22 protein-coding genes are annotated in these 21555 nt (G+C 62.9%); 10 read left to right on the top strand and 12 right to left on the bottom strand.

Going from position 1 to position 21555, the window contains the following annotated elements; genetic code table 11:
• Positions 1-7 precede the first annotated feature (7 nt).
• From ehuC to ACQZ5H_RS11185, 9 genes are all read right to left on the bottom strand, one after another.
• Entirely contained in the window at positions 8-673 is a 666-nt protein-coding gene (gene ehuC / locus ACQZ5H_RS11225; protein WP_130281052.1) for an ectoine/hydroxyectoine ABC transporter permease subunit EhuC, read from the bottom strand.
• Between the two features lie 61 nt (positions 674-734).
• Positions 735-1586 (bottom strand): ectoine/hydroxyectoine ABC transporter substrate-binding protein EhuB, encoded by an 852-nt coding sequence (gene ehuB, locus ACQZ5H_RS11220; RefSeq protein WP_130281054.1) that lies wholly within the window; start codon positions 1584-1586, stop codon positions 735-737.
• Positions 1587-1647: 61 nt separating this feature from the next.
• Positions 1648-2661, bottom strand: a complete 1014-nt coding sequence (gene doeB / locus ACQZ5H_RS11215) for a N(2)-acetyl-L-2,4-diaminobutanoate deacetylase DoeB (RefSeq protein WP_449097916.1) — start codon at positions 2659-2661, stop codon at positions 1648-1650.
• A 7-nt stretch (positions 2662-2668) separates the two neighbouring features.
• A complete protein-coding gene (doeA, locus tag ACQZ5H_RS11210; RefSeq protein WP_449097722.1) occupies positions 2669-3847 on the bottom strand; it encodes an ectoine hydrolase DoeA in 1179 nt (392 codons plus the stop codon).
• Entirely contained in the window at positions 3844-4857 is a 1014-nt protein-coding gene (eutC, locus tag ACQZ5H_RS11205; RefSeq protein WP_449097721.1) for an ectoine utilization protein EutC, read from the bottom strand. Before eutC ends, doeA begins: the two co-directional genes overlap by 4 nt.
• Complete coding sequence (gene eutB, locus ACQZ5H_RS11200; protein WP_449097720.1) at positions 4854-5867, bottom strand: hydroxyectoine utilization dehydratase EutB; 1014 nt, start codon at positions 5865-5867, stop codon at positions 4854-4856. The genes eutC and eutB overlap by 4 nt, the downstream gene beginning before the upstream one ends.
• Before the next feature lie 69 nt (positions 5868-5936).
• A complete protein-coding gene (gene ehuR, locus ACQZ5H_RS11195; RefSeq protein WP_449097719.1) occupies positions 5937-7385 on the bottom strand; it encodes a MocR-like ectoine utilization transcription factor EhuR in 1449 nt (482 codons plus the stop codon).
• Between the two features lie 138 nt (positions 7386-7523).
• Positions 7524-7829 (bottom strand): hypothetical protein, encoded by a 306-nt coding sequence (locus ACQZ5H_RS11190; protein WP_449097718.1) that lies wholly within the window; start codon positions 7827-7829, stop codon positions 7524-7526.
• 31 nt (positions 7830-7860) lie between these two features.
• Positions 7861-8748, bottom strand: a complete 888-nt coding sequence (locus ACQZ5H_RS11185) for a LysR family transcriptional regulator (protein ID WP_449097717.1) — start codon at positions 8746-8748, stop codon at positions 7861-7863.
• A 112-nt stretch (positions 8749-8860) separates the two neighbouring features.
• Between ACQZ5H_RS11185 and ACQZ5H_RS11180 the strand changes: the two genes are divergently transcribed.
• The 3 genes from ACQZ5H_RS11180 to ACQZ5H_RS11170 all read left to right on the top strand — a co-directional run bounded on the left by ACQZ5H_RS11180 (position 8861) and on the right by ACQZ5H_RS11170 (position 11011).
• Positions 8861-9574, top strand: a complete 714-nt coding sequence (locus tag ACQZ5H_RS11180; protein WP_449097716.1) for an SDR family NAD(P)-dependent oxidoreductase — start codon at positions 8861-8863, stop codon at positions 9572-9574.
• Between the two features lie 91 nt (positions 9575-9665).
• On the top strand, positions 9666-9911 hold the full coding sequence (locus tag ACQZ5H_RS11175; RefSeq protein ID WP_112717742.1) for a tautomerase family protein: 246 nt from the start codon (positions 9666-9668) through the stop codon (positions 9909-9911).
• 32 nt (positions 9912-9943) lie between these two features.
• Positions 9944-11011 carry an NAD(P)H-dependent flavin oxidoreductase gene (locus tag ACQZ5H_RS11170; protein ID WP_449097715.1) on the top strand — a complete coding sequence of 356 codons (1068 nt, stop codon included), beginning with the start codon at positions 9944-9946 and terminating at the stop codon, positions 11009-11011.
• Between the two features lie 13 nt (positions 11012-11024).
• Here the strand turns inward: ACQZ5H_RS11170 and ACQZ5H_RS11165 are convergent, their stop codons facing one another.
• Both ACQZ5H_RS11165 and ACQZ5H_RS11160 read right to left on the bottom strand, forming a co-directional pair.
• Positions 11025-12233, bottom strand: a complete 1209-nt coding sequence (locus ACQZ5H_RS11165) for a DUF3422 domain-containing protein (RefSeq protein ID WP_449097714.1) — start codon at positions 12231-12233, stop codon at positions 11025-11027.
• Positions 12234-12370: 137 nt separating this feature from the next.
• Positions 12371-13072, bottom strand: a complete 702-nt coding sequence (locus ACQZ5H_RS11160) for a GntR family transcriptional regulator (protein ID WP_162708721.1) — start codon at positions 13070-13072, stop codon at positions 12371-12373.
• Positions 13073-13208: 136 nt separating this feature from the next.
• Between ACQZ5H_RS11160 and ACQZ5H_RS11155 the strand changes: the two genes are divergently transcribed.
• The 7 genes from ACQZ5H_RS11155 (at position 13209) to ACQZ5H_RS11125 (ending at position 19600) form a co-directional block, all read left to right on the top strand.
• Positions 13209-14720: an aldehyde dehydrogenase family protein gene (locus tag ACQZ5H_RS11155; RefSeq protein WP_449097915.1), complete on the top strand. Its 1512-nt coding sequence runs from the start codon at positions 13209-13211 to the stop codon at positions 14718-14720.
• Between the two features lie 145 nt (positions 14721-14865).
• Positions 14866-15816, top strand: coding sequence for a sugar ABC transporter substrate-binding protein (locus ACQZ5H_RS11150; protein WP_112717750.1), 951 nt, complete (start codon positions 14866-14868; stop codon positions 15814-15816).
• Between the two features lie 66 nt (positions 15817-15882).
• Positions 15883-16902 (top strand): ABC transporter permease, encoded by a 1020-nt coding sequence (locus ACQZ5H_RS11145; protein ID WP_199625224.1) that lies wholly within the window; start codon positions 15883-15885, stop codon positions 16900-16902.
• Positions 16902-17639, top strand: a complete 738-nt coding sequence (locus tag ACQZ5H_RS11140) for an ATP-binding cassette domain-containing protein (RefSeq protein ID WP_112717754.1) — start codon at positions 16902-16904, stop codon at positions 17637-17639. The genes ACQZ5H_RS11145 and ACQZ5H_RS11140 overlap by 1 nt, the downstream gene beginning before the upstream one ends.
• A gap of 29 nt (positions 17640-17668) precedes the next feature.
• The gene (gene kduI / locus ACQZ5H_RS11135) at positions 17669-18511 is read left to right on the top strand and encodes a 5-dehydro-4-deoxy-D-glucuronate isomerase (protein WP_449097713.1); all 843 of its coding nucleotides are present in this window, start codon (positions 17669-17671) and stop codon (positions 18509-18511) included.
• Entirely contained in the window at positions 18508-19263 is a 756-nt protein-coding gene (gene kduD / locus ACQZ5H_RS11130; RefSeq protein ID WP_449097712.1) for a 2-dehydro-3-deoxy-D-gluconate 5-dehydrogenase KduD, read from the top strand. Before kduI ends, kduD begins: the two co-directional genes overlap by 4 nt.
• 7 nt (positions 19264-19270) lie before the next feature.
• Positions 19271-19600, top strand: coding sequence for a cupin domain-containing protein (locus ACQZ5H_RS11125; RefSeq protein WP_112717760.1), 330 nt, complete (start codon positions 19271-19273; stop codon positions 19598-19600).
• A gap of 24 nt (positions 19601-19624) precedes the next feature.
• Here ACQZ5H_RS11125 and ACQZ5H_RS11120 read toward each other — a convergent pair whose 3' ends face one another.
• Positions 19625-21427, bottom strand: a complete 1803-nt coding sequence (locus tag ACQZ5H_RS11120; RefSeq protein ID WP_130281077.1) for a GGDEF domain-containing phosphodiesterase — start codon at positions 21425-21427, stop codon at positions 19625-19627.
• Positions 21428-21555 lie beyond the last annotated feature (128 nt).

Here is a 21555-nt window from a genome sequence, read left to right as displayed (position 1 = left end):
CATATCCTCACGAACGGGGCATCTGCGGGAAGGCGTGGCCACGCCGCACGAAATGCTCGATCACCCGGATCGCCACCATCAGCACCAGCGACATGGCGAAGTAGCAGAGGAGCGTGATGGAATAGATGCTCGCGCTATCCAGCGTGATGTTGCGGATCGATTGGGCCGCGAAGGTGAGATCGGCAATCGATATCAGCGACACGAGCGAGGAGAGCTTGAGCGTCTCGATCGCCAGATTGCCGAAGGCCGGCATCATCTCGACGATCGCCTGCGGCAGCGAGATGCGAAACAGCGTCTGGAAACGGCTGAAATTCAGGGCACGCGCGGCCTCCAGCTGCTGCACAGAAACGGATGACAGCGCCCCGCGCACGATCTCGGCGCCATATCCACCGGCATGGGCCGCCAGCACCAGGATGCCCGTGGTGATCGGATCGAAGCTCAGACCGACGAGCGGCAGCGCGTAGTAAAACCAGAAAAGCTGAACGAAGAGCGAGGTGCCGCGAAACACCTCCGTGTAGCAGAGCGCGACAGCCGAAAGGATCGGCCCTCCCTCGACGCGCAGGATGCCGAAAATGAAAGCGAGCACCGCGCCGACGGCAATCGACGCAAGCGTGATCGTCATCGTGATGAATGCACCATGCCAGAGCATTGGCAGGTAGGCTGTCCAGTTCATACGGAAGTCTCCTGATCGTTAGGAGCGGCGCCCGACCGATCGGATCGGGCGCCTTCTGCCGTTACTTGCCGGCGCAGAGGTCGTCGACCTTCTTGTCGGCGGCCGCAGCGATACTCTGTTCGGACAGGCCGTACTTGGTGAGGATCGCCTTGTACTCATCCGTCGTGCGGAACTTGACGAGGGCGGCGTTGAAGGCGTCGCGCAGTTCCTTGTCTTCCGGGCGGAAGGCAAAGCCACCGTAGTTGCGAACCGGCGCATCCTTGACGATCGGGTCCGTGAACGGCGCAACCTGCTCGACCTGGGCCTGGCCCTTGGCGAGCGCCGCGACAGTCAGTTCGGTCGCCGCATAGGCGTCGGTGCGGCTCTGCACGGTCGGGATAGCATCGGCATTGGCCGGAATGAAGACGATCTGCTCATCCTTGACGCCGACGGCGCGCAGGAAGTCGACATTGTTGGCGCCGGAGACGACGGCCACCGTCAGCGACGGATCCTTGGCGATGTCGGCATAGGTCTTCAGGCCCTTCGGATTGCCTTTCTTGACGAGCAGGCCTTCGCCATAGGACGAGTTCGGCTCGGTGAAGGCGACCTGCTTGCAACGTTCCGGCGAGATGTTCTGCTCGGCCGCGGCAAAATCGAAGCGCTTGGCTTTCAGGCCCGGGATCAGCGTGCCGAATGGCGTGACCGTCCAGTTGATCTCTTCGATCCCCATGGATTTCAGCACGGCGCTGGCGACATCGGGACCGATGCCGGCAGAGGTGCCATCGGGCTGCATGTAGGAATAGGGGACTTCATTGGCGGTCGCAGCGCGGATGTAACCCTGCTGCTTGACCTCCTCGAGTGTCAGTGCGCTGGCAGACGTTACGCCCAGCATCAGTGCAAGGGCGGAAAGGCCGGCGATTGTCTTGATTGGCATGCGAATTCTCCTCTGGTTAGGGTTTTGCTGTCCGTTTTCGGATCTCGCGGGTTCTCTACGGTTAGGTCTCCTCCGTGATCGTGGCGATCACGGAAAGGCAGTCGCCGGCCTTGATCAGACCGGGTACGTGGCGCGCCGCGAGCACGCCATCCATGGCGGCGCGGTACTCGATTGGCGCAATGCCGGTTTTGCCGACGGGGTAGACACGGGCGATGACCCCGCCTGTCCTGACCGGATCGCCGAGATCGGCGGCGAAGGCGATCAGTCCCTCATCCTGCGCAAAGGTGAAGCAATCGCTCGATGGCATATCCAACCAACGAGTGGGCGCGGCATTCGGTTCACCCAAAAGGATCCCGGCATGCCGCAGGAGGTTGAGGCTGCCTTTGCGGGCGATCTCGATCGACCGCGCCGTGGCGGTCCCGGCACCGCCGAGCTCGGTCGTCACGAAGACCTTGCCCATCTCCTCGACGGTCGTATCGAGCATGCCGACCGCATCGATCTCCAGCATCTTCATCGAAAACGGTGCGGCGAAGGCGGCGACGGCATCGAAGCAGCGCGCTTCCTGATCCTTGTCCGGCAGTTCGTGGGCTGCGGCATAGGGCAGGAAGTCCAGTGTCCTGCCACCGGAATGGAAGTCGAGCACGATATCGGCGAGCGGTATCAGGTGGCGCGTGACGTAGTCGGCGATCTTCTCCGTCACCGTGCCATCCGGACGCCCCGGAAAGCTGCGGTTCAGATTGCCCCGGTCGATCGGCGAGGTCCGCGTGCCGGCGCGAAACGCGGGATAATTGAGCGCTGGAACGATGATGACGCGTCCGTTGATCGCGGCGGGATCAAGCGTCTGCGCCAGTTCGAAGAGTGCCGCCGGCCCCTCATACTCGTCGCCGTGATTGGCCCCGGTCAGAAGCGCGGTCGGGCCTTCGCCATTGGCAACGACGCAGATCGGGATCATCACCGAGCCCCAGGCGCTGTCATCGCGGCTATAGGGCAGACGCAGATGTCCGTGCTGCACGCCCTTGCCGTCGAAATCGACGGAAGGGGTGATCGGCGAAGGACGGAGCGCGGCGCTGGTCAGCATTGCATCAACCCTTCACGAACAGCTGGCGCGGCACGTTCGACAGGCATTCGACGCCGGTCTCGGTAATCGCGATGCTTTCGGTGATTTCCAGTCCCATATCCTCGAGCCAGAGACCGGTCATAAAGTGGAAGGTCATGCCGGGCTTCAATTCCGTCCGGTCGCCGGGGCGCAGGCTCATGGTGCGCTCGCCCCAATCCGGCGGATAGGAGAGCCCGATCGGGTAACCCGTGCGGTTATCCTTGATGATCCCGTATTTTTTCAGCACGGCAAAGAAGGCGTTGGCGATGTCCTCGCAGCTGTTGCCTGGCTTGGCCGCCGCAAGCCCGGCTTCCATGCCTTCGAGGGTCGCCTTCTCCGCATCGAGAAAGGCCTGCGTCGGCTTGCCGAGAAAGACGGTGCGCGACAGCGGGCAGTGATAACGCTTGTAGGCGCCGGCGATCTCGAAGAACGTGCCCTCGCCAATGCGCATCGGCTTGTCGTCCCAGGTGAGGTGTGGCGCGGAAGCGTCGGCGCCCGACGGCAGAAGCGGTACGATTGCCGGATAGTCGCCACCGAACTCCGGCGTTCCCCTGATCCCTGCATCATAGATTTCGGCCACGAGATCGCATTTGCGCATGCCGGGTTCGACGACCTCGACGATGCGCTTGTGCATCAGCTCGACGATCTTGCCGGCCTTGCGCATATAGTCGAGCTCGGTCGAGCTCTTGACGGCGCGCTGCCAGTTGACGAGGCCGGCTGCGTCCTTGAAGCGGGCGTTCGGCAGGTTTTTCTGCAGCGAGGCGTAGGCTGCCGCCGAGAAATAATAATTGTCCATTTCAACGCCGACGGTCAGCCCCGACCATTTGCGCTCGTCGATGATCTGCGAGAGCAGATCCATCGGGTGGCGCTCGGTCGACTGCACATAGTGATCCGGATAGCCGATGATGTTGTCGTGGTGAAGGTACGCGGTGCGCTTGGCGCCATTGGCATCCTGCTTGCGGCCGTACCAGATCGGCTCGCCTGATGGCGGCACCAGCACGCATTGATGCACATAGAAGGACCAGCCATCGTAGCCGGTGAGCCAGTGCATGTTGGACGGGTCGGTGACGACAAGCAGATCGATCCCGGCCTTTTCCATGGCATGACGGGTCTTGGACAGGCGCTCGGCATATTCCTCACGCGTAAAGTTCAGCGTCACGCTCACGCGGCATCTCCCATTTCTCTTCTGTTTTCGATTGTCTGACCGCTGCCTGTCGCTGTCGCGCGGCTGACGGCCAGATTGGCGATCGCAGTGTCCTGCACGCCGGTCCCGGTCAGGTCGGCAAAGGTTATGTCCCCGGCGCTGACGCGGCCCTTCGCCGTACCGGCGATCACCGCGCCGAGCTCGGCGAACAGCTGCTCCGGCGTTGCGGCGCCTGCCCTGATGGCGTGGTGCAGTTCGCCGAGAATGCGCGTCTGCGACAGGCGGTCGGCAATGTAGGTGGCGCGGGCGAAAACGGCCGGATCGATCTCGTTCTTGTGTTCGGAGTCCGATCCCATCGCGGTCAGGTGCTGGCCAGGTTCCAGCCAATCGGCCATCAGGATGGGCTTTTCGGCCGGTGTCGTCGTGACGACGATGTCGCTGCCGCGTATCGCCTCGCGCGGATCGGAGAAGGCGGTAACGTCGATGCCCAATTGCCGCGCGCATTCGGCCGCGAGCTTTTCTGCCTTTGCATGATCGCGCGCCCAGATGCGCGCCGATTTGATCGGGCGCACCAGCATCAGCGCCGAGAGCTGCAGTTGCGCCTGCATGCCGGCGCCGAAGATCGTGGCGACGGAAGCCTCCGTGCGCGACAGATGCCGGGCGGCGACCGCACCGGCTGCGGCGGTGCGCACGTCGGTCAGATAGCCGTTGTCGAGAAGCAGCGCTTCGACTAGCCCCGTCTTGGCGCTGAACAGGATCATCAGCCCGTTGAGGCTCGGCAGTCCGAGCTTCGGATTGTCGAAGAAGCCGGGGCTGACCTTGATCGCGAAGCCATCGAAACCCGGCACATAGGCCGTCTTGACGTCGACTTCACCGCGGAATTCAGGAATGTCGAGCCGCAGGATCGGCGGCATCGCCACCGGCTGCGTCGCCAGCGCCAGGAAGGCCTGCTCGACGCAGTCGACGGCCGAGATATCAAGGCTGACGGCGGCGCGCAGGTCTCTTTCCGTCAGGATGCGGATGCGGCTCATGCAGCACCTCCCTCGATAATGTGCCGGTGAACCCTGGCGTCGATATTGCCGCCCGATAGGATGACGGCCGTGGGGCCGGTGAGCTCCACCTTGCCCGCGAGAATGGCGGCAATGCCGACCGCTCCGGCGCCCTCGACGATCTCGCCTTCTTGATGCGAGGCATGACGGATTCCCGCGGCGATTTCCTCCTCCGTCAGCAGCACGATGTCATCGAGCAGGTCGCGGCAGAGCGGGAAGGTCACACGGTTTAAAAGGCCGATGCCGCCGCCGAGTGAATCCGCCAGCGTCTCCTCTTCGCGGACCGCTACGGGCCTGCCCGCGGCGATGGAAGCATGCATGGCCGCGCCGCGCTCCATCGAGATGCCGATGATCCGTGCCTGCGGCTTCAGCGCATTGACCGCGACAGCGATGCCGCCTGCCAAGCCGCCGCCGGAAAGGGGGATGAGAACCGTCGCGACATCGGGCAGGTCCTCGACGATTTCGAGGCCGATCATGCCCTGACCTGCAACGACGTCAGCATGATCAAACGGCGGGATCGGCGTCAGACCGCGGCTTTCGACCAGCCGCTCGACCTCATCCTGCGCATCGTCCTGCGACACGCCGACAATGCGGATTTCGGCACCGAGCGCCCTGATGGCCTCGACCTTGTTGGCCGGGACCAGCGATGACATGCAGACCGTTGCGGGAATGCCGAGCGCCTGCGCGGCATAGGCAACGGCACGGCCGTGATTGCCGGTCGAGGCGGTGACGAGGCCGCGCTCGCGGGCTGCAGGATCGAGCGAGAGAATGGCATTCGTCGCGCCGCGCAGCTTGAAGGCGCCGATCGGCTGGCGGGTCTCGAGCTTGAGATAAACGGGTTGGTGAGCCTGCCTGGAGAGGGAAGCGGAGTGAGTGAGCGGCGTGCGCGTCACGCGTCCGCGGATGCGATCGGCAGCGTGCTCGATGTCAGCCAGGCTGACCGGCAGCGTCTCGTTTTCTGTTGATCTCGGCTCGCTCTTCATGATTGTCATGTTGAGAGCGAAGTAAAATCATGTCAATTATTATATTGTAATGATTCAATGATTGTCCTGAACCGGACATCAGCCGATGGAGCCGACGTCGTAGACAGGCGGCAGCTGTTCGAACGCCTGGCGCACTGTCGTCAGCGCCTTCCGGAGCGTGGCGTGGCTCATCCGCCCGCCAAGGCAGATCCGGATGCCGCCGCCGTGGCCGGGACCGGCAATGAAGGGCTCCGACGGTGTGACCGCAACATTCTGATTGGCAAGCGAGCGCACCAAGCCATCTTCGGTCCAGTGCTGCGGCACCTTCAGCCAGGCACAGAGCGACAACGGGTGACCGGAGGCAAAATGGTCGCCGAGGATTTCGGCGGCAATGCGCTGGCGCGAGCGCGCCTCATCGCGCTGTATCGCCAGCAATTCCTTCGCCGTGCCATTCTCGACCCAGCGCGTGGCGATCTCGGCCGTGAGATAGGTGCCGCTCCAGCTCGATACCCTAAGAATGGAAGCAGCGCGGATCGAATAGGCCGGCGGGACGACGAGGTAACCGACCCGCAGGCCGGTCAGCACCGTCTTGGTGAAGCTTGTGGCGAAGAAGCCGAGATCGGGTAGAAGCTCGGTGATGGAAGGCAGGTCCTCCTCGATCATCGGCCTGTAGACCTCATCCTCGATGACGAAGATGCCGTAGCGCTGCGCGATTTCGGCGATCGCGCGCCGGCGCTCTGCACCGGCGACGTGGCTCGTCGGGTTGTTGAGCGTCGGAATGAGCACCAGCGCCCTGACGCTGCCGACGGCGCAAGCCGCTTCCAGCGCATCGGGCAATATACCCTCAGCATCTGTCGGCAGTCCCTTCAGGCTGAAGCCGAGAATATTGGAAAGCCCGATGATGCCGTGATCGGTGAGGTTTTCGCACAGCACGACATCGCCGGAGCGGATGATGCAGCTCAGGGCGAGGAAGATGCTGTGCGCTGCCCCGTTGGTAACGAGAATGCGCTCGGCGCCCGCGCTGACACCCATCGGCTGCAGCCAGAGCCGCGCCGCCTCGCGATGCCGGTCGAGGCCGGCGATCGGCCGGCAGGGACGCATGAAGCTCGCAATATCGCTCTCTGCAAGCTCGCGAAAAATCTCGCGGGAAGCGTCCTCATGGGCATCGAGATAGACAGCGCGGATGATCGAGAGGTCGAGCACCTCGTTCTGGCTGTGATCGAGCATCATCCGGCCCGCGCGATCGGTGACGCGCGCCTTGACGAAGGTGCCGCGGCCGATTTCGCCGCTCAGATAGCCGAGCCTCTCCGCTTCCTTGTAGGAGAGACTGACGGTCTGCACCGAAAGGCCGAGTTCGCGCGCCAGATCGCGATGCGTCGGCATCCGGTCCATCGGCTTGAGGATGCCGGAATCGATATCGGCGATGATCCGTTCGGTCAAAGCCGCATGCTTCGTCTCGCCCTTCTGCTTCGCCACGCTCGGCCGCCAGACGACCGGCTTTGTCGCGGGAGTCGGATCGGTGGCGAAAGGATTGGCTTGGCGGCGCATGAATTGTCTCGTTTTGAAGGCGATAATTTCATGACATTATGCACGCTTCGAGCAAAAAGATGAAGCGCCCCGCGCCGCCGATCGCGATCAGCCGCAAAAACCACTCAAAGCGTTACGCCGCCGCTGTTTTTTTGGCTCTCAGATCCCGGAGCCGTCGAGATTCTGTTCGTCCTCGCCTTCCCAGGGTGTGGGCATCGCGGCGCGGTTAACGTCGACCGTTGGAAGCGGCATCCAACACTTCAGTTCCGGTTCGGCATATTCGATAATCTGCCCCGGCGAAGAATCGGATGCCCGCCAGCCCTCGGCGCCAAACCGGTCGCCATTCGACCAATAGGCAAGATCGACCTCGGCAGGCCCCTGTTCGACGGCGCGGATCGTCACAAGGATCCGGCTGCCGTCTCTCGGTGCGCTTGCCATGTGGCGCCAACGGTCTGGTTCGGCCATTTTCTTCCTCCCATGTTGATCTTCGTCAGTCTCACGCCTCGAAAAGCGTTCGCTCCTCAGCAAACTTCCGGGCGATGAAATCGCAGACCGCTCGTATCGGCGTCTCTTTGCGATCCTGGCGGCGAGTGAGCAGCCAGATCTCGCGCGGCGGCGGAACCTGCTTGAGCCGGCAGAGCCTGAGGGAGCGCTCGACGCGTCCGATATAGTGGGGCAGAAGCGCCAATCCGGCGCCCGATCTCGCAGCAGTTGCCTGCGCGACCTGATTGTTGGCGCGAAACACCAGCCGTTCATTCGGGAACTCCCGGGCAAGCCATGCGGCTTCCGGGAGGTAGGAATTCGTCTCGTCAAACCCGATGAATTTCGGCGCAGCACCTTCCTCCACCTCTTGGCAGATGGCCGGCGTGCCGTAGAAGCCGAACGCCATCGGCAGCAGCAGTTTTGCCATCAGGTCTCCATCCTGAGGCCGGCCGAGGCGAATGGCAACGTCTGTTTCATGACGCTCAAGGCTCACTGAGCGAAGATCGGTGGCGAGATCGATGTCCAGCCCGGGAAACTGAAGCGGGATTTCGGCAAGGCGCTCCGTGAGGAAACCCTGCGCAAGCGCCGGAGGGGCATTGATGCGAACCAGCCCCCTGGGCGCGCCATCGGTGCCGCCGCGTACCAGCGTCTGAACTGCCGTCTCCATGTCGCTGGCAACCGCGAGCGCCTGCGTGCCCGCTGCTGTCAGGACGTAACCGTCCGGCCGTCTCTCGACCAGCTTCTCGCCGAGCGTCGCCTCGAGCGAGCGGATCCGCCGCGCGATGGTCGCGTGATTGACCGACAGGGTGCGGCCCGCCGCCGAGAGGCTGCGATGCCGCCCGAGCGCCAGGAAGACGCGGATGTCCTGCCAATCAGGCTCTGTGCGTTTTTTCTCAGCCACTGAGAACCAATAGCCAATTTCACACAAGATGTCACCAGCCTACCTCTGGTGGGCAAGACAATCAGCCCGCCGGCTGACCGCAGTCAGCGGCCGGACAAGGAAGGAAATCATCATGAGCAGCGAACAGAAAGTCGTCATCGTCACCGGCGCCTCGCAGGGCCTGGGTGCCGGTATCGTCAAGGCCTATCGCGAGGCCGGCTATGCCGTCGTCGCCAATTCCCGCAATATCAAGCAATCCGCCGACACCGGCATCGTCGCGGTACCCGGCGATATCGGCGAGCGCGCCGTCGCGCAGACAGTCGTCGATACCGCCATCGAGCGCTTTGGCCGCATCGATACGCTGATCAACAATGCCGGCGTCTTCATCGGTAAGCCCTTCGTCGACTATACGACGGACGAGCTCGCCAATGTGCTGAAGGTCAATATCGAGGGCTTCTTCCATATCACGCAGCTGGCGCTGCCCCATCTGGAAAAGCATCACGACGGGCATATCGTTCAGATCACCACGACGCTTGTTCATCAGGCTCTCTCCGACGTGCCGTCGGGTCTCGCCCTGCTGACAAAGGGCGGCCTTGATGCTGTCACCCGCGGTCTGGCGATCGAATATGCAAAGCGTGGCGTGCGGGTGAATGCCGTGGCACCCGGCATCATCAAGACGCCGATGCATCCCGCCGAAACCCACGAATTCCTCAAGGGCCTGCATCCGGTCGGCCGCATGGGCGAGATCGGCGATGTCGTCGATGCCGTCCTCTATCTCGAACGCGCCCGCTTCCTGACCGGCGAAACCATCAATGTCGATGGCGGCCAGCACGCCGGACGCTGGTAGCTCACGCTTGCCCGCGTTCTGCGCGGGCAGCTCTCCACGTTCATCAACCGCCGCGTCGGATCAGACGACCGGCATAGCGAAGGTAAGAACCATGCCTTATGTGAATATCAAGGTGACGCGCGAAGGAACGGCGCCAGGCGCGCAAGCTACGACGCCGGAGCAGAAGAAGGCGCTGATCAAGGGCGTCAGCGATCTGCTTTTCGAAGTGATGGGCAAGCCGCATGCTTCGACATTTGTCGTCATCGACGAGGTCGAATTGGAAAACTGGGGCGTCGGCGGGGTGACCACTCCGGAATTTCGCCGGAAGCAGGCTGAACAAGACGCCAAATCCGAATAGGGTTGCCGGCGGGCGCCACAGAAAAGGAAGTCGTGACCATGGAATCCCGGAAAGACAGCCGCATCACCGATCTCTTCGGCATCGATCTCCCTATCATCCAGGCGCCGATGGCGGGAGCCACGACGCCGGAGATGGTGATCGCGACGAGCGAGGCCGGCGGTCTGGGCTCGCTGCCCGGGGCGATGCTGACGGTCGAACAGATGCGAAGCGCGCTCGACCAGATCCGCGCCGTGACGCGAAAGCCTGTCAACGTGAACTTCTTCGCGCATGCCGCTCCTGAGCCGGACCCCTCCGCGCAGATGCTGTGGCGGGCGGCGCTGTCTGCCTACTACGTCGAGCTCGGTCTCGATCCGGCCGATGCTGTTCCGTCGTCCAATCGCGCGCCGTTCGACGCGGCTTTCTGCGAGATCGTCGAGGAGTATCGTCCCGAGGTCGTCAGCTTCCATTTCGGCCTTCCGGGCGACGCGCTGCTTGCAAGGGTGAGGGCGACGAATGCCAGGATCATCGCTTCTGCCACCACGGTAGCCGAGGCGCGCTGGCTCGAAGAGCGCGGCGTCGATGCCGTCATCGCCATGGGATACGAGGCGGGCGGCCATCGCGGCAACTTCCTGAGTATGGATATGGCAACCCAGGTCGGGACTTTCGCGCTCGTCCCGCAGATCGCCGATGCCGTCTCTGTGCCGGTGATCGCCGCTGGCGGCATTGCCGATCAGCGCGGTGTGCGCGCCGCTTTCGAACTCGGCGCATCCGCGGTCCAGGTGGGCACGGCCTATCTCCTGACGCCGGAAGCGAAGGTCACGGAGTTTCACCGCCAGGCGCTGCGCGCCGGAGGCGCGGACAAGACGGCGCTGACCAATGTTTTCACCGGCCGCCCGGCCCGCGGTTTCATGAATCGTCTGATGCGTGAGATCGGCCCGCTCTCGGATATCGCTCCGGCGTTCCCGACAGCCGGTGGCGCCCTGATCCCGTTGCGCACGGCCGCCGAAAAGACGGGCAGCTCCGATTTCTCAAGCATGTGGTCCGGGCAGGCCGCGGGGCTGGCAAAGGAGAGATCCGCTGCCGAACTCACCTGCTATCTCGCCGCGGCGATCAGGGAGTAGGGCAGCCCGCTCCCTAGTGCTCCGAACTTAACGCATGCTTGACCCGCAGGATCGTCAGGCAGACCGTGCCGATGACGATCGGGATCGAGACGAGCATCACCAGCGGATCGATGTGATATCCGGCATGGTCTGCGGTTTCGAACACGACCTTCAGCAGGCTGAGCAGGTAATAGCTGATCGCGATGATCGAGAAGCCCTCGACGGCGCGCTGGATTTTCACCTGTGTCGCCGCCCGTTCGGCCATGGCCTGGATCTGCACGGCGTTCTGGTGTTCGATCTCCACCTGAATGCGCGTCTGCAGAAGATCGATCAGATGGGTGGTCGCCTGTGACAGCTGTTCCAGCCTTAGCGCCGTCGCCTGGCAGGTGCGGACGGCGGGTTTGAAGCGGCGCGCCACGAAAGTGCCGTAGCGCTGGAAGCCGGGCACATGGGTTTCGCGCAGCAGCGCGATGCGTTCCTCGACAATAGTCGTGTAGGCGCCGGTGGCGCTGAACCTGTTGCGGGTCTCAGCGGCCGCCGAAATGATCTGCGAGGAGAGCACCGTGATATCGGCCAGCAGTTCCTTGTGCTCGTCTGCCGGGATCAGCAGATTACGGTTCGTCAGCTCGATCAGCTTCCGGTCATAGGCACCGATCATCGGGGCCAGACGATGAGCGACCGGCAGGCCGAGCAGAGCCATCGCCCGGTAAGTCTCGATCTCGAAAATGCGCCGGACCATCCGGCCGAGTCGATGAGCGTTCAGATCCCTGTTGAAGAGTAGGATGCGGCTGGAACCATCCTGTCGCACCTTGAAATCGGAGCAGACGAGCGCGGAGCCGCCGCCGATGAAGGAGGCCGCGGTGTCGCCGAAGCCGAACCTAGCCAGATGCGGCGGGAGGTCCTCGGTGGTTTCGTCGACGACTAGGATCGCCACCCGGCAGATCTGTTTTGGCGATGCAATGCCAGTCAGTTCCAGCACCTCGGCATCCGATAGTTCGGAAGCCGGCCATTCGGCGGCGTCGGTTGAGAGCTTGCGAAGCCGCGTCACCGTTACGAATTCGGTGTGGCGCTCGACGCGGACTGCGACATCCGCTTCATTCGACAGGGTGTCGTGAAATCCCATATGGCTCGCCGCACTGCCTTCGCCCGGCATGATGGCGACGTGCTCGACGAAAGCCGGGCCATCGAAATAGATCGACGGGCGCGCGTGTAGTTCTGCATTGAAATCCGACGACGATCCCATCTCTGCTCCATCCCCAAGGTGGGAGGACGCTACAAAGGGAGATTCGAGAAGAAAAGCCGTAACCGCTGCTCGAATTAGGTTTGCCGCATAAATATCGATTTAACTCAAGGGCGAGACGGCGGGGCGCCGAAGTCGCGCTATTCGAACAGATCCGGATGGTCCGCTTCGATCTGCGGCAGATCGGAAAGAATGCCGTTCAGATGCGCGCGCATGGCGGCATCGGCGGCATCGGGGTTGCGCGTATCGATCGCGGTGATGATTGCCTCATGCTCGGCGATCAGCCGCAGCATGGAATCCGGATGGCGGAGCTGCAGGTTGCAGACGCGGTCCATATGCGCCTTGATGTCGGAGATGGCGTTCCAAGCGAGACTGCAGCCCGCGCCCTCGGCGATCGCGATGTGAAACTGTTCGTCCTCGCGGCGGAAGGCGTTGTGGTCCTGCGCCTCCATGGCGGCGCGCTGGCGCGTCAGGATCGTGTCGATCCGCCGCCGCGTCCAGGTGTCGAAGCTTTCGCTGGCGCGGCGGGCAACCGCCGTCTCCAGCGCCTCGCGCACGAAGCGGGCTTCCATCATCTGCCGCGCCGAGATACGGACGACGACGGTGCCGCGATTTGGGCGGATATCGACGAGTTTCGATTTGCCGAGCGCGATCAGCGCTTCGCGCACCGGCTGCCGTGACACGCCCATACGGGTGGCGATTTCCTGTTCGGAAAGCCGCATGCCGGGGGCGAGCTCCAGCTGAATGATCAGCTCGCGCAGATCGCGCTCCACCTGTGCTGCGGCGGTTTCGCCGGTCTCAACCTTTAAAGTTTCGAGGTGCATATCTCGTGCCGCCGTCATGCGTTGACATCCATTTAAAACCACCATACAGTACCATACAATTCAAACGCAACATAAATCCGGCGGTGCAAAAGCCGGGCAAATAGGGAGGGGCCGGCAGCTTGCGTCCGGCCTTGAGGAAGCATTGTTGTCTAAAATGTCGAACTTCATCACGCCCGATTCCAGTGATCCGCGTCTCCACATTAAATCCCGCTATCAGATGCTTGTCGATGGCAAGTCTGTCGACGCATCGTCGGGCAAGACGATCGATCGCGTCAGCCCTGGGCATGCGGGTGTGGTGGTCGGCACATGGCCGGACGCATCAGCCGATGACGTGAGACAGGCGATCGCCGCTGCCCGCCGCGCCTTCGATACCGGTCCCTGGCCGCGGATGTCGGGCGCAGAGCGCTCCCGGCTGATGTTCAAGGTCGCCGATCTCATCCTGCAGAGGCAGGAGGAGCTGGCCTTGATCGAAAGCCTTGAGGTCGGCAAGCCGATCGCGCAGGCGCGCGGCGAAATCGGCTTCTGCGCCGATCTCTGGTCTTATGCGGCGGGTCAGGCGCGCGCGCTCGAAGGGCAGTCCCACAACAATATCGGCGATGACCGCCTCGGCCTCGTGCTTCGCGAACCGGTCGGCGTCGTCGGCATCATCACGCCCTGGAACTTCCCCTTCATCATCGCCTCCGAGCGCGTTCCCTGGGCGATCGGCGCCGGTTGCACCGTTGTCCTGAAGCCCTCGGAATTCACCTCGGGCACCTCGATCCGCATGGCGGAACTGGCTCGTGAAGCGGGCATTCCCGACGGCGTCTTCAACGTCGTCACCGGCTACGGCGATCCGGCCGGTCAGGTGCTTGCCGAAGATCCCGGCACCGATATGGTCGCATTCACCGGCTCGGTGCGCGTCGGCACCAAGCTCGGCGAGATTGCAGCGCACAGCGTCAAGCGCGTCGGCCTGGAGCTCGGCGGCAAGGGTCCGCAGATCGTCTTTGCCGATGCCGATCTGGAAGCCGCCGCCGATGGCATCGCCTATGGCGTCTATCACAATGCCGGCCAGTGCTGCATTTCCGGCAGCCGTCTTCTCGTCCAGGAAGGTATCCGTGATGCGCTGATGGAGCGGCTGCTCGATATCTCGCGCAAGGTCACCTTCGGCGATCCGCTGAACGAGCGCACCAAGATCGGTGCAATGATCTCGGAGGCCCACGCCGCCAAGGTCCATTCCTATGTCGAAGCGGGCGTCAAGGAAGGCGCCGAACTGCTGCTCGGCGGCGCGCGGGCAGGCGAGGGGGCCGGTCTCTATTATGCGCCGACGGTCTTTGCAGGCGTCACGCCCGATATGTCGATTGCCCGCGAAGAAATCTTCGGGCCCGTGCTTTCGACGCTGACCTTCAAGACGGCGGACGAGGCGGTGGCGATGGCGAATGCCAGCGACTACGGGCTCTCGGCCTCCGTCTGGACCAAGGATCTCGAAACCGCGCTGCAGAGCATCCGCCGCATCAGGGCCGGTCGCTGCTGGATCAACAGCGTCATCGACGGCACGCCGGAACTTCCGATCGGCGGATACAAGAAAAGCGGCCTCGGCCGCGAGCTCGGCCGCTACGGCTTCGACGAATATTCGCAGTTCAAGGGCATCCACGTGACGCTCGGGCGCCCGGCGCCCTGGTTCGCCTGACGATTAAGCAGGTCCTTTCGCCAAGGCAGGAGAGCGGAAGGGCTTGATGGGGGAAATCTCGGCTGGCGCGATCTTTGGTCGGAGCTCGCCAGCCGAGAATTGGGTCTTTCGACCCGTATTGCACATCCAAAGGGAGGATACGCAAATGAAACTGACCAATCTTAAAGCCGCGGTGCTTGCCGCGGGCTTTGCCGCCATGGCCTCGTCGACGGCGCTTGCCGCAGACGTCAAGGCGACGATGATCATCTATCTTGATCCGAGTGTGCAGTTCTTTAACCCCGTGGTGAAGGGCGCACAAGATGCAGCGGCACAGTTCGGCGTCGATCTCGACGTGCAATATGCCAACAACGATCCGGTTCGCCAGAACGACCTGATCGAGAGCGCGACGGCAAGCGGCGTCGACGGCATCGCCGTGGCGATCTCCTCTTCGGATGCGTTCGACAGCAGCATCTGCGCGGCCGTCAAAGCTGGCATCATCGTCATCGGCTTCAACAATGACGACCTCGAAGGCGCCAAGGGCAATTGCCGCCAGGCCTATGTCGGCATGGATGAGTTTGCATCGGGCTACGAGCTCGGAAATCGCATGATCAAGGAGTTCGGCCTGAAGTCCGGCGACGTCGTCTTCAATCCGCGCGAAATCCCCGAGGCGAGCTTCGCGGTCGCGCGCGGCGGCGGTATCGAAAAGTCGATGAAGGAGGCCGGCATCAAGGTCGAGACCGTACGCGCCGGACTGGACCCGGCCGAGGCACAGAACATCATCGCCCAGTTCCTGGTCGCCAATCCTAACGTTAAGGCGCTGTTCGGCACCGGCTCGGTCACCTCGACCGTCGGGGCAGGCGCAATCAAGGATGCCGGCGCCAAGATCCCGTTCGGCGGCTTCGACCTGGCGGTCGAGATCGTCAACGCGGTCGAATCTGGCGCGATGTTCGCCACCATGGACCAGCAGCCTTACCTGCAGGGCTACTATCCGATCGCCCAGATCGCGCTCGCCAAGAAATACGGCCTGACGCCGACCGACGTCGATACCGGCCAGGGCGCCTTCCTCGACAAGTCGCGCATCAGCTCGGTCAAGCCGCTGATCGGCAGCTACCGCTAAGCGACAGACAAGGGGAACCGCCTTTGCGGCCGGTTCCCCGCTCTCCCAAAAATCGAGTACCAGACCGTGACACCTATTCTTGCAGAGAGTGCCGCGCCCCGGTCGCGGACCCAAAAACAATCGATCCTCAAACAGATCATGGGAAAGCCGGCAGGCGCAATCTTCCTCGTCTTCATGACGCTGCAGATCGTCTGCATCGTCGGAGCGCTGCTCTATCCCGATGACTTTCGCTACCTGTCGCCGCAGAACCTGACGATCCTGATGAAGGCGATCCCGGTGCTCGGCTGCCTGGCGCTCGGCGCCGGCGTGCTGATGATCTCAGGGGAGTTCGACCTGTCGATCGGCTCCGTCTACACCTTTACCGCCATCCTGATGGCAAGCCTCGTCAATCTCGGCATCAGCGCCTTCATCGCTGCGCCGATCGGTATTCTGGCGGGCGTGATGATCGGGCTTCTGAACGGTCAGATCACGCTGCGCTTCGGGCTTCCGTCGTTCATCGTGACGCTCGGCGGCCTGCTCTTCTGGCGTGGCGCCGTGCTGCTCTATAACGGCGCCGTTCAGGTCCGCTTCGATCCGGAAGCCGCCTTTACCAGCCTGTTCTCGGGCAGCCTTTTCGGCATCAACGCGGCCTTCATCTGGATCATTCTGCTGGTCGCAGCCTTCCATCTGTTGCTGCACAGCCACCGCTTCGGCAACCACGTGTTTGCGACCGGCGGCAATCGCGGCGCGGCGGAGGCGATCGGCATCAATACCGGCCGCGTCAAGCTGATCGGATTTGCGATCGCCGGCGGCATGGCGGCCGTTGCCGGCATCCTGGCAACAACCCGCGTCGGCAGCGTTCAGCCGGGGCAGGGCGCAGGTCTCGAACTGCAGGCGATCGCCGCCTGCGTCATCGGCGGCCTGTCGCTGCGCGGCGGCCGGGGGTCGATCATCGGCATCTTCCTCGGCGTGCTCCTCATCCACACCATCACCGATGTGCTGCTGCTCCTGAGAGCGCCGGGCTTCTACCTCGACATGTTCATCGCGACGCTCATCGTGCTGGCGGCAATCTTCAACCATCTCATCGAGCGGCGGGGGCTTGCGTGATGTCGAAACCCAATCTTCTCGAACTCCACAATATCTCAAAGAGCTTCGGTGCGCTGACCGCGCTCAGCAACCTGAGCTTCCATATCGGCGAAGGCGAAGTGGTCGGCCTGCTCGGCGACAACGGCGCCGGGAAATCGACGACGGTCAACCTGATCTCCGGCATCCACAAGCCGACCGATGGATATCTGACCGTCGACGGCAAACGGACGCTCTTCACCTGCCGTTCGGATTCGGCCGATGCCGGTATCGAGACGATCTACCAGCATACGGCGCTGGTCGATTCCCTCTCGATCACGCGCAACATCTTCATGGGTCGCGAGTTGACCGATCGCTTCGGTTTTCTCAGGCAGGCAGAGATGCGCGAGATTGCCATGGAGGTGCTGAAAAACGCCGTCCATATCGCCGGCATCGACTCGCCCGATACGCTCGTCGGCAATCTTTCCGGCGGGCAGAAGCAGGCGGTGGCAATCGCCCGCGCCGTCTATTTCAAGAAGCGCGTCCTGCTGCTCGACGAGCCGACCTCGGCTCTTTCCGTTCGCGAGACGGAAGCGCTGCTCAACCAGGTGCTGAAGCTGAAGGCCGAAAATGTCTCCAGCGTGCTCGTCACCCACAATCTCTACCATGCCTACCAGGTCTGCGACCGCTTCGTGATCATGAGCCACGGGACGAAGGTATTCGACGTCGAAAAGGCCGACACGACCGTCGGGCAATTGACCGAATATGTCGTGCTGAGCTGACGCAGATGTTCAAGACAAGAGGCAAATGAATGACCCTATCTGTCAAAACCCGCCAGGTCGTCGGGCCTGAGGATGCCGCGCGCCGCAACACACAGGGGCTGCGTGAAGGCTTCGTCATCGAAAACCTGTTCCGCCCCGGTGAGATCAACCTCACCTATAGCCACCTCGACCGGATGATCGTCGGCGGCGTTTCGCCGACCCGGGAGGCCCTCGAGATTTCCCGCGTTCCCGAGACCGGGACGGATGCTTTTCTCGAACGCCGCGAGGCGGCGATCGTCAATATCGGCGGTGCCGGTAGCGTCACGGTCGGGGACAAGACCTATGAACTTGGTTTCCAGGAGGCGCTCTATATCGGCATGGGAGCATCAGCCCTTCGCTTCGAGAGCCGCGATGCCAGCGAGCCGGCGCTCTTCTATCTGCTGAGTGCGCCGGCGCATCGCGCCTGCCCGACGGTCCTCATCACCCGCGATATGGCGCGCAAGGTGGCGCTTGGTTCGGCCGAGGAATCCAATGCGCGGACCATCAACCAGTATGTGCATCCCGATGTCTGCGACAGCTGCCAGCTTCTCGTGGGGTTGACGATGTTCGAGCTGGGCTCGGTGTGGAACACGATGCCGGCGCATGTCCATGACAGGCGCATGGAGGTCTATCTGTATTTCGGCATGCAGGAGCAGACGCGCATTTTCCACTTCATGGGAGAGCCGAGTGAAACCCGGCATGTCGTCCTGAAGAACCACGACGCGGTGCTCTCGCCGGGTTGGTCGATCCATTCGGGCGCCGGCACCGGCCGCTACGCCTTCATCTGGGCGATGGCGGGCGATAACATGAGCTTTACCGATATGGACAAGGTTCCAATGGACGCGCTGCGGTGACCGGTTTCGATCTGAGCGGCCGCTGCGCCATCGTCACCGGCGCCAATACCGGCATCGGCCAGGCGATCGCAGCCGGCCTTGCAAGCGCCGGCGCCGACGTCATCGGCGTCGGGCGCTCGGCAATGACGCAAACGGAGGCGCTGGTGCGCGGCCACGGCCGCAGCTTTCACACCATCACGGCTGATCTCGCAAGGACAGAGGCCGCACGCGCTGTCATCGAACAGGCCGTAGATGCCGGAGCAACGCCTGATATCCTCGTCAACAGTGCCGGCATCATCCGCCGCGCCGACGCACTGGATTTCACCGAAGAGGATTGGGACGCGGTCATCGACACCAACCTGAAATCGGCCTTCTTCCTCTGCCAGTCCTTCGCGAAGAATGCGATCGCGCGTGGACAGCCCGCGAAGATCATCAACATCGCCTCGCTCCTGTCTTTTCAAGGCGGTATCCGCGTTCCCTCATACACGGCCGCAAAAAGCGGCCTTGCCGGTCTGACGCGGCTGATGGCGAACGAATGGGCAGGCCGGGGCATCAACGTCAATGCGATTGCGCCTGGCTATGTCGAGACCAACAATACCGAGGCGCTGCGCGCCGATGCCGAACGCAGCGCGGATATCCTCAAGCGAATTCCGGCGGGCCGATGGGCGCGGCCGGACGATATGGTGGGTGCGGCGATCTTCCTTTCCGCTCCCGCTTCCGATTATGTGCATGGCGCCATCCTGCCCGTCGACGGCGGATGGCTAGCCCGATGAAAGGATCATGATGTCATTCTTCTCCCTTCCCGAAGACACGGTCTGGACCGAGGTCGCCCCCGGCAATCGCCGCGCCGTTCTGAGCCAGAGACCCGAAATGATGCTGGTCGCCTTCCGCTTCGAGGAAGGTGCAGTCGGGGCTCCGCATTCCCATCCGCATACGCAGGTGAGCTATGTCGCCGAGGGCGCGTTCGACGTCACCGTCGACGGCAAGACGACCCGCCTGGAGCAGGGCAGCAGCTTCATCGTCGCGCCGAACCTGGTCCACGGCGTCGTCGCGCTGGCGCCCGGCCTGCTGATCGACACGTTCACGCCGCGCCGCGACGATTTCCTATAAGCCAGCCCGCCGCGCGAGAGCCCCTCAGACACCGACGCGCGTCAGCGCGCCGGCCTCTGCCGATGGTCTCTGCCCTTTTGTCCTGAGCAGCTCGGTTGCCGTATCGAAATCGACGGCGCGCGAGAACAGGAAACCTTGGCCGAGCACGCATCCCATCGCAACGAGATCCGAGACCTGGCTTTCGGTCTCGATGCCTTCGGCAACGACGCGGATGCCGAGTTTTCCGGCGATGCCGACAAGTCCTTCGACGATAGCGGCGCCCGGCTCCTCGTGGATGAGCCGATCGACGAAGGATTTGTCGATCTTGATGATATCGACGGGGACGGTGAGCAGGTGGGTGAGGGAGGCATAGCCCGTGCCGAAGTCGTCGAGCGCGACGCGCAGCCCCTGTTCCCGGAAGGCGCTGATCTCCTCGCCGATCATGTGGTCGCGGGGGTCGAGATAGACGGACTCGGTCACCTCCAGGATCACATGTTCCAGCGGCACGCCCTTTGCGGTGAAATGCTCCTGCAGCTTTGCCTGGAGATTGCCGGTGTGGAAATCCGCGGCTGATAGGTTCAGGCCGACGTGTTGCAGCGGCAGGCCGAGATCGAGCCAGCGGCGCATGTCGGCGGCGACGGTCACGAGCATGAGCTCGGTGATCTGCAATGCGATATCGCCATCCAGCATCGCCTCATGGAAATGCGCCGCGGCAACGACGTCGCCCGAGGCCGTCCGCATCCGGCAAAGCGCTTCGAAGCCGACGATCTCCTTCGTGTCGAGGCGAACGATCGGCTGGTAATGCGCCTCGATCCGTCCTTCGGCGAGCGCAATGCCGACATCGCGAATTGCGCGGAACCTGCGTGTCAGCGCCGTGCCCATGCCGGGATAATAGGCGGTGAACTGGCCGCGATAGCGCGACTTGCCGTGATAGAGCGCGATATCGGCGTTCTGGCGCGCGTCGCCATTGCCGGAGATGGCGCCGCCTGCGGTCACCGACGGGAAGACGACGTGCCTGTCGCATTGCGCCGGGCGCTTGATTTCACGGAGTATGGCGTTGCAGTGCTCGGTCAGCTCATCGATGCCGATGCCGTCGAAGATCACGGCAAATTCGTCGCCACCGAGCCGGAAGGTCCGATCCCTGGGGACGGCGGCAGCAATACGCCGCGCCACCGTCTGGATCAGGGCGTCGCCCGCGCCATGGCCGAACGTGTCGTTGACCAGTTTGAGGTTGTCGATATCGGCAAGCAGCAGCCCGAAGTCGCTGTTTGCGGCCTGCAGGCCGTGCAGCACTTCGTTGAAGCGCGCCCGATTGGCCTGTCCCGTCAGCGCATCTGTATAGGTGAGGCGCTCCCTTTCCCGGGTGCGCTCGTCGCGTTCGATCGCGATTGCGCAGAGATGCGTGCAGGTCTCGATGACTTCCTTGTCATGGCTCTCTGGATGACGGCCGTTGCCGAAGTAGAGGGCGAAGGTGGCGATGACCTTGCCGCCGCTGATAACAGGCGTCGACCAGCAGCCTAGGAGCCCGAGCGGCAGGGCAAGCGCCCTGTATTTGGCCCAGCGCGCGTCGCTCGCGATATCCGTGACGATGACGGGGACGCCATAATAGGCGGCTGTGCCACAGGAACCGGCAAGCGGGCCGATCTCCAGATTGTCGAGTGCATCGCTGTAATGCTTCGGCAGGGAGGGAGCCGCGAGCGGGTGCAGGACGCCGTTTTCAACACGAAGGACCGAACATTGAATGCCCGGCAGGCGGGCTTCCACCAGACGGCACAATGTTTCCAATGTTTCGGTGAGCGGCTCGCCCTTGGCGATCCGTTCGAGAACTTTGTTTTGCAGTTCGAGCATATCGGCGCCAATGAGGTTGGAATACCCAGGGTAGGCGCAGAGACCACAAATCTCGTTTCCGGAACTGCTAAAATACGATCTATCGTTGTTTTTTAATGTAAGCCGACTGTCGGGAGATGCCGATCTTC

This window comes from Rhizobium sp. 21-4511-3d (genome assembly GCF_053522545.1).
The sequence above is the reverse complement of the archived record's forward strand: the minus strand, read 5'-3'. Positions and strand labels throughout refer to the sequence as shown.

Coding starts and splice junctions, on each gene's coding strand:
- ehuC (WP_130281052.1), bottom strand. CDS start 673: ATGAACTGGACAGCCTACCTGCCAATGCTCTGGCATGGTGCATTCATC.
- ehuB (WP_130281054.1), bottom strand. CDS start 1,586: ATGCCAATCAAGACAATCGCCGGCCTTTCCGCCCTTGCACTGATGCTG.
- eutC (WP_449097721.1), bottom strand. CDS start 4,857: ATGAGCCGCATCCGCATCCTGACGGAAAGAGACCTGCGCGCCGCCGTC.
- eutB (WP_449097720.1), bottom strand. CDS start 5,867: ATGACAATCATGAAGAGCGAGCCGAGATCAACAGAAAACGAGACGCTG.
- ehuR (WP_449097719.1), bottom strand. CDS start 7,385: ATGCGCCGCCAAGCCAATCCTTTCGCCACCGATCCGACTCCCGCGACA.
- ACQZ5H_RS11190 (WP_449097718.1), bottom strand. CDS start 7,829: ATGGCCGAACCAGACCGTTGGCGCCACATGGCAAGCGCACCGAGAGAC.
- ACQZ5H_RS11180 (WP_449097716.1), top strand. CDS start 8,861: ATGAGCAGCGAACAGAAAGTCGTCATCGTCACCGGCGCCTCGCAGGGC.
- ACQZ5H_RS11175 (WP_112717742.1), top strand. CDS start 9,666: ATGCCTTATGTGAATATCAAGGTGACGCGCGAAGGAACGGCGCCAGGC.
- ACQZ5H_RS11165 (WP_449097714.1), bottom strand. CDS start 12,233: ATGGGATCGTCGTCGGATTTCAATGCAGAACTACACGCGCGCCCGTCG.
- ACQZ5H_RS11160 (WP_162708721.1), bottom strand. CDS start 13,072: ATGACGGCGGCACGAGATATGCACCTCGAAACTTTAAAGGTTGAGACC.
- ACQZ5H_RS11155 (WP_449097915.1), top strand. CDS start 13,209: ATGTCGAACTTCATCACGCCCGATTCCAGTGATCCGCGTCTCCACATT.
- ACQZ5H_RS11150 (WP_112717750.1), top strand. CDS start 14,866: ATGAAACTGACCAATCTTAAAGCCGCGGTGCTTGCCGCGGGCTTTGCC.
- ACQZ5H_RS11140 (WP_112717754.1), top strand. CDS start 16,902: ATGTCGAAACCCAATCTTCTCGAACTCCACAATATCTCAAAGAGCTTC.
- kduI (WP_449097713.1), top strand. CDS start 17,669: ATGACCCTATCTGTCAAAACCCGCCAGGTCGTCGGGCCTGAGGATGCC.
- ACQZ5H_RS11125 (WP_112717760.1), top strand. CDS start 19,271: ATGATGTCATTCTTCTCCCTTCCCGAAGACACGGTCTGGACCGAGGTC.
- ACQZ5H_RS11120 (WP_130281077.1), bottom strand. CDS start 21,427: ATGCTCGAACTGCAAAACAAAGTTCTCGAACGGATCGCCAAGGGCGAG.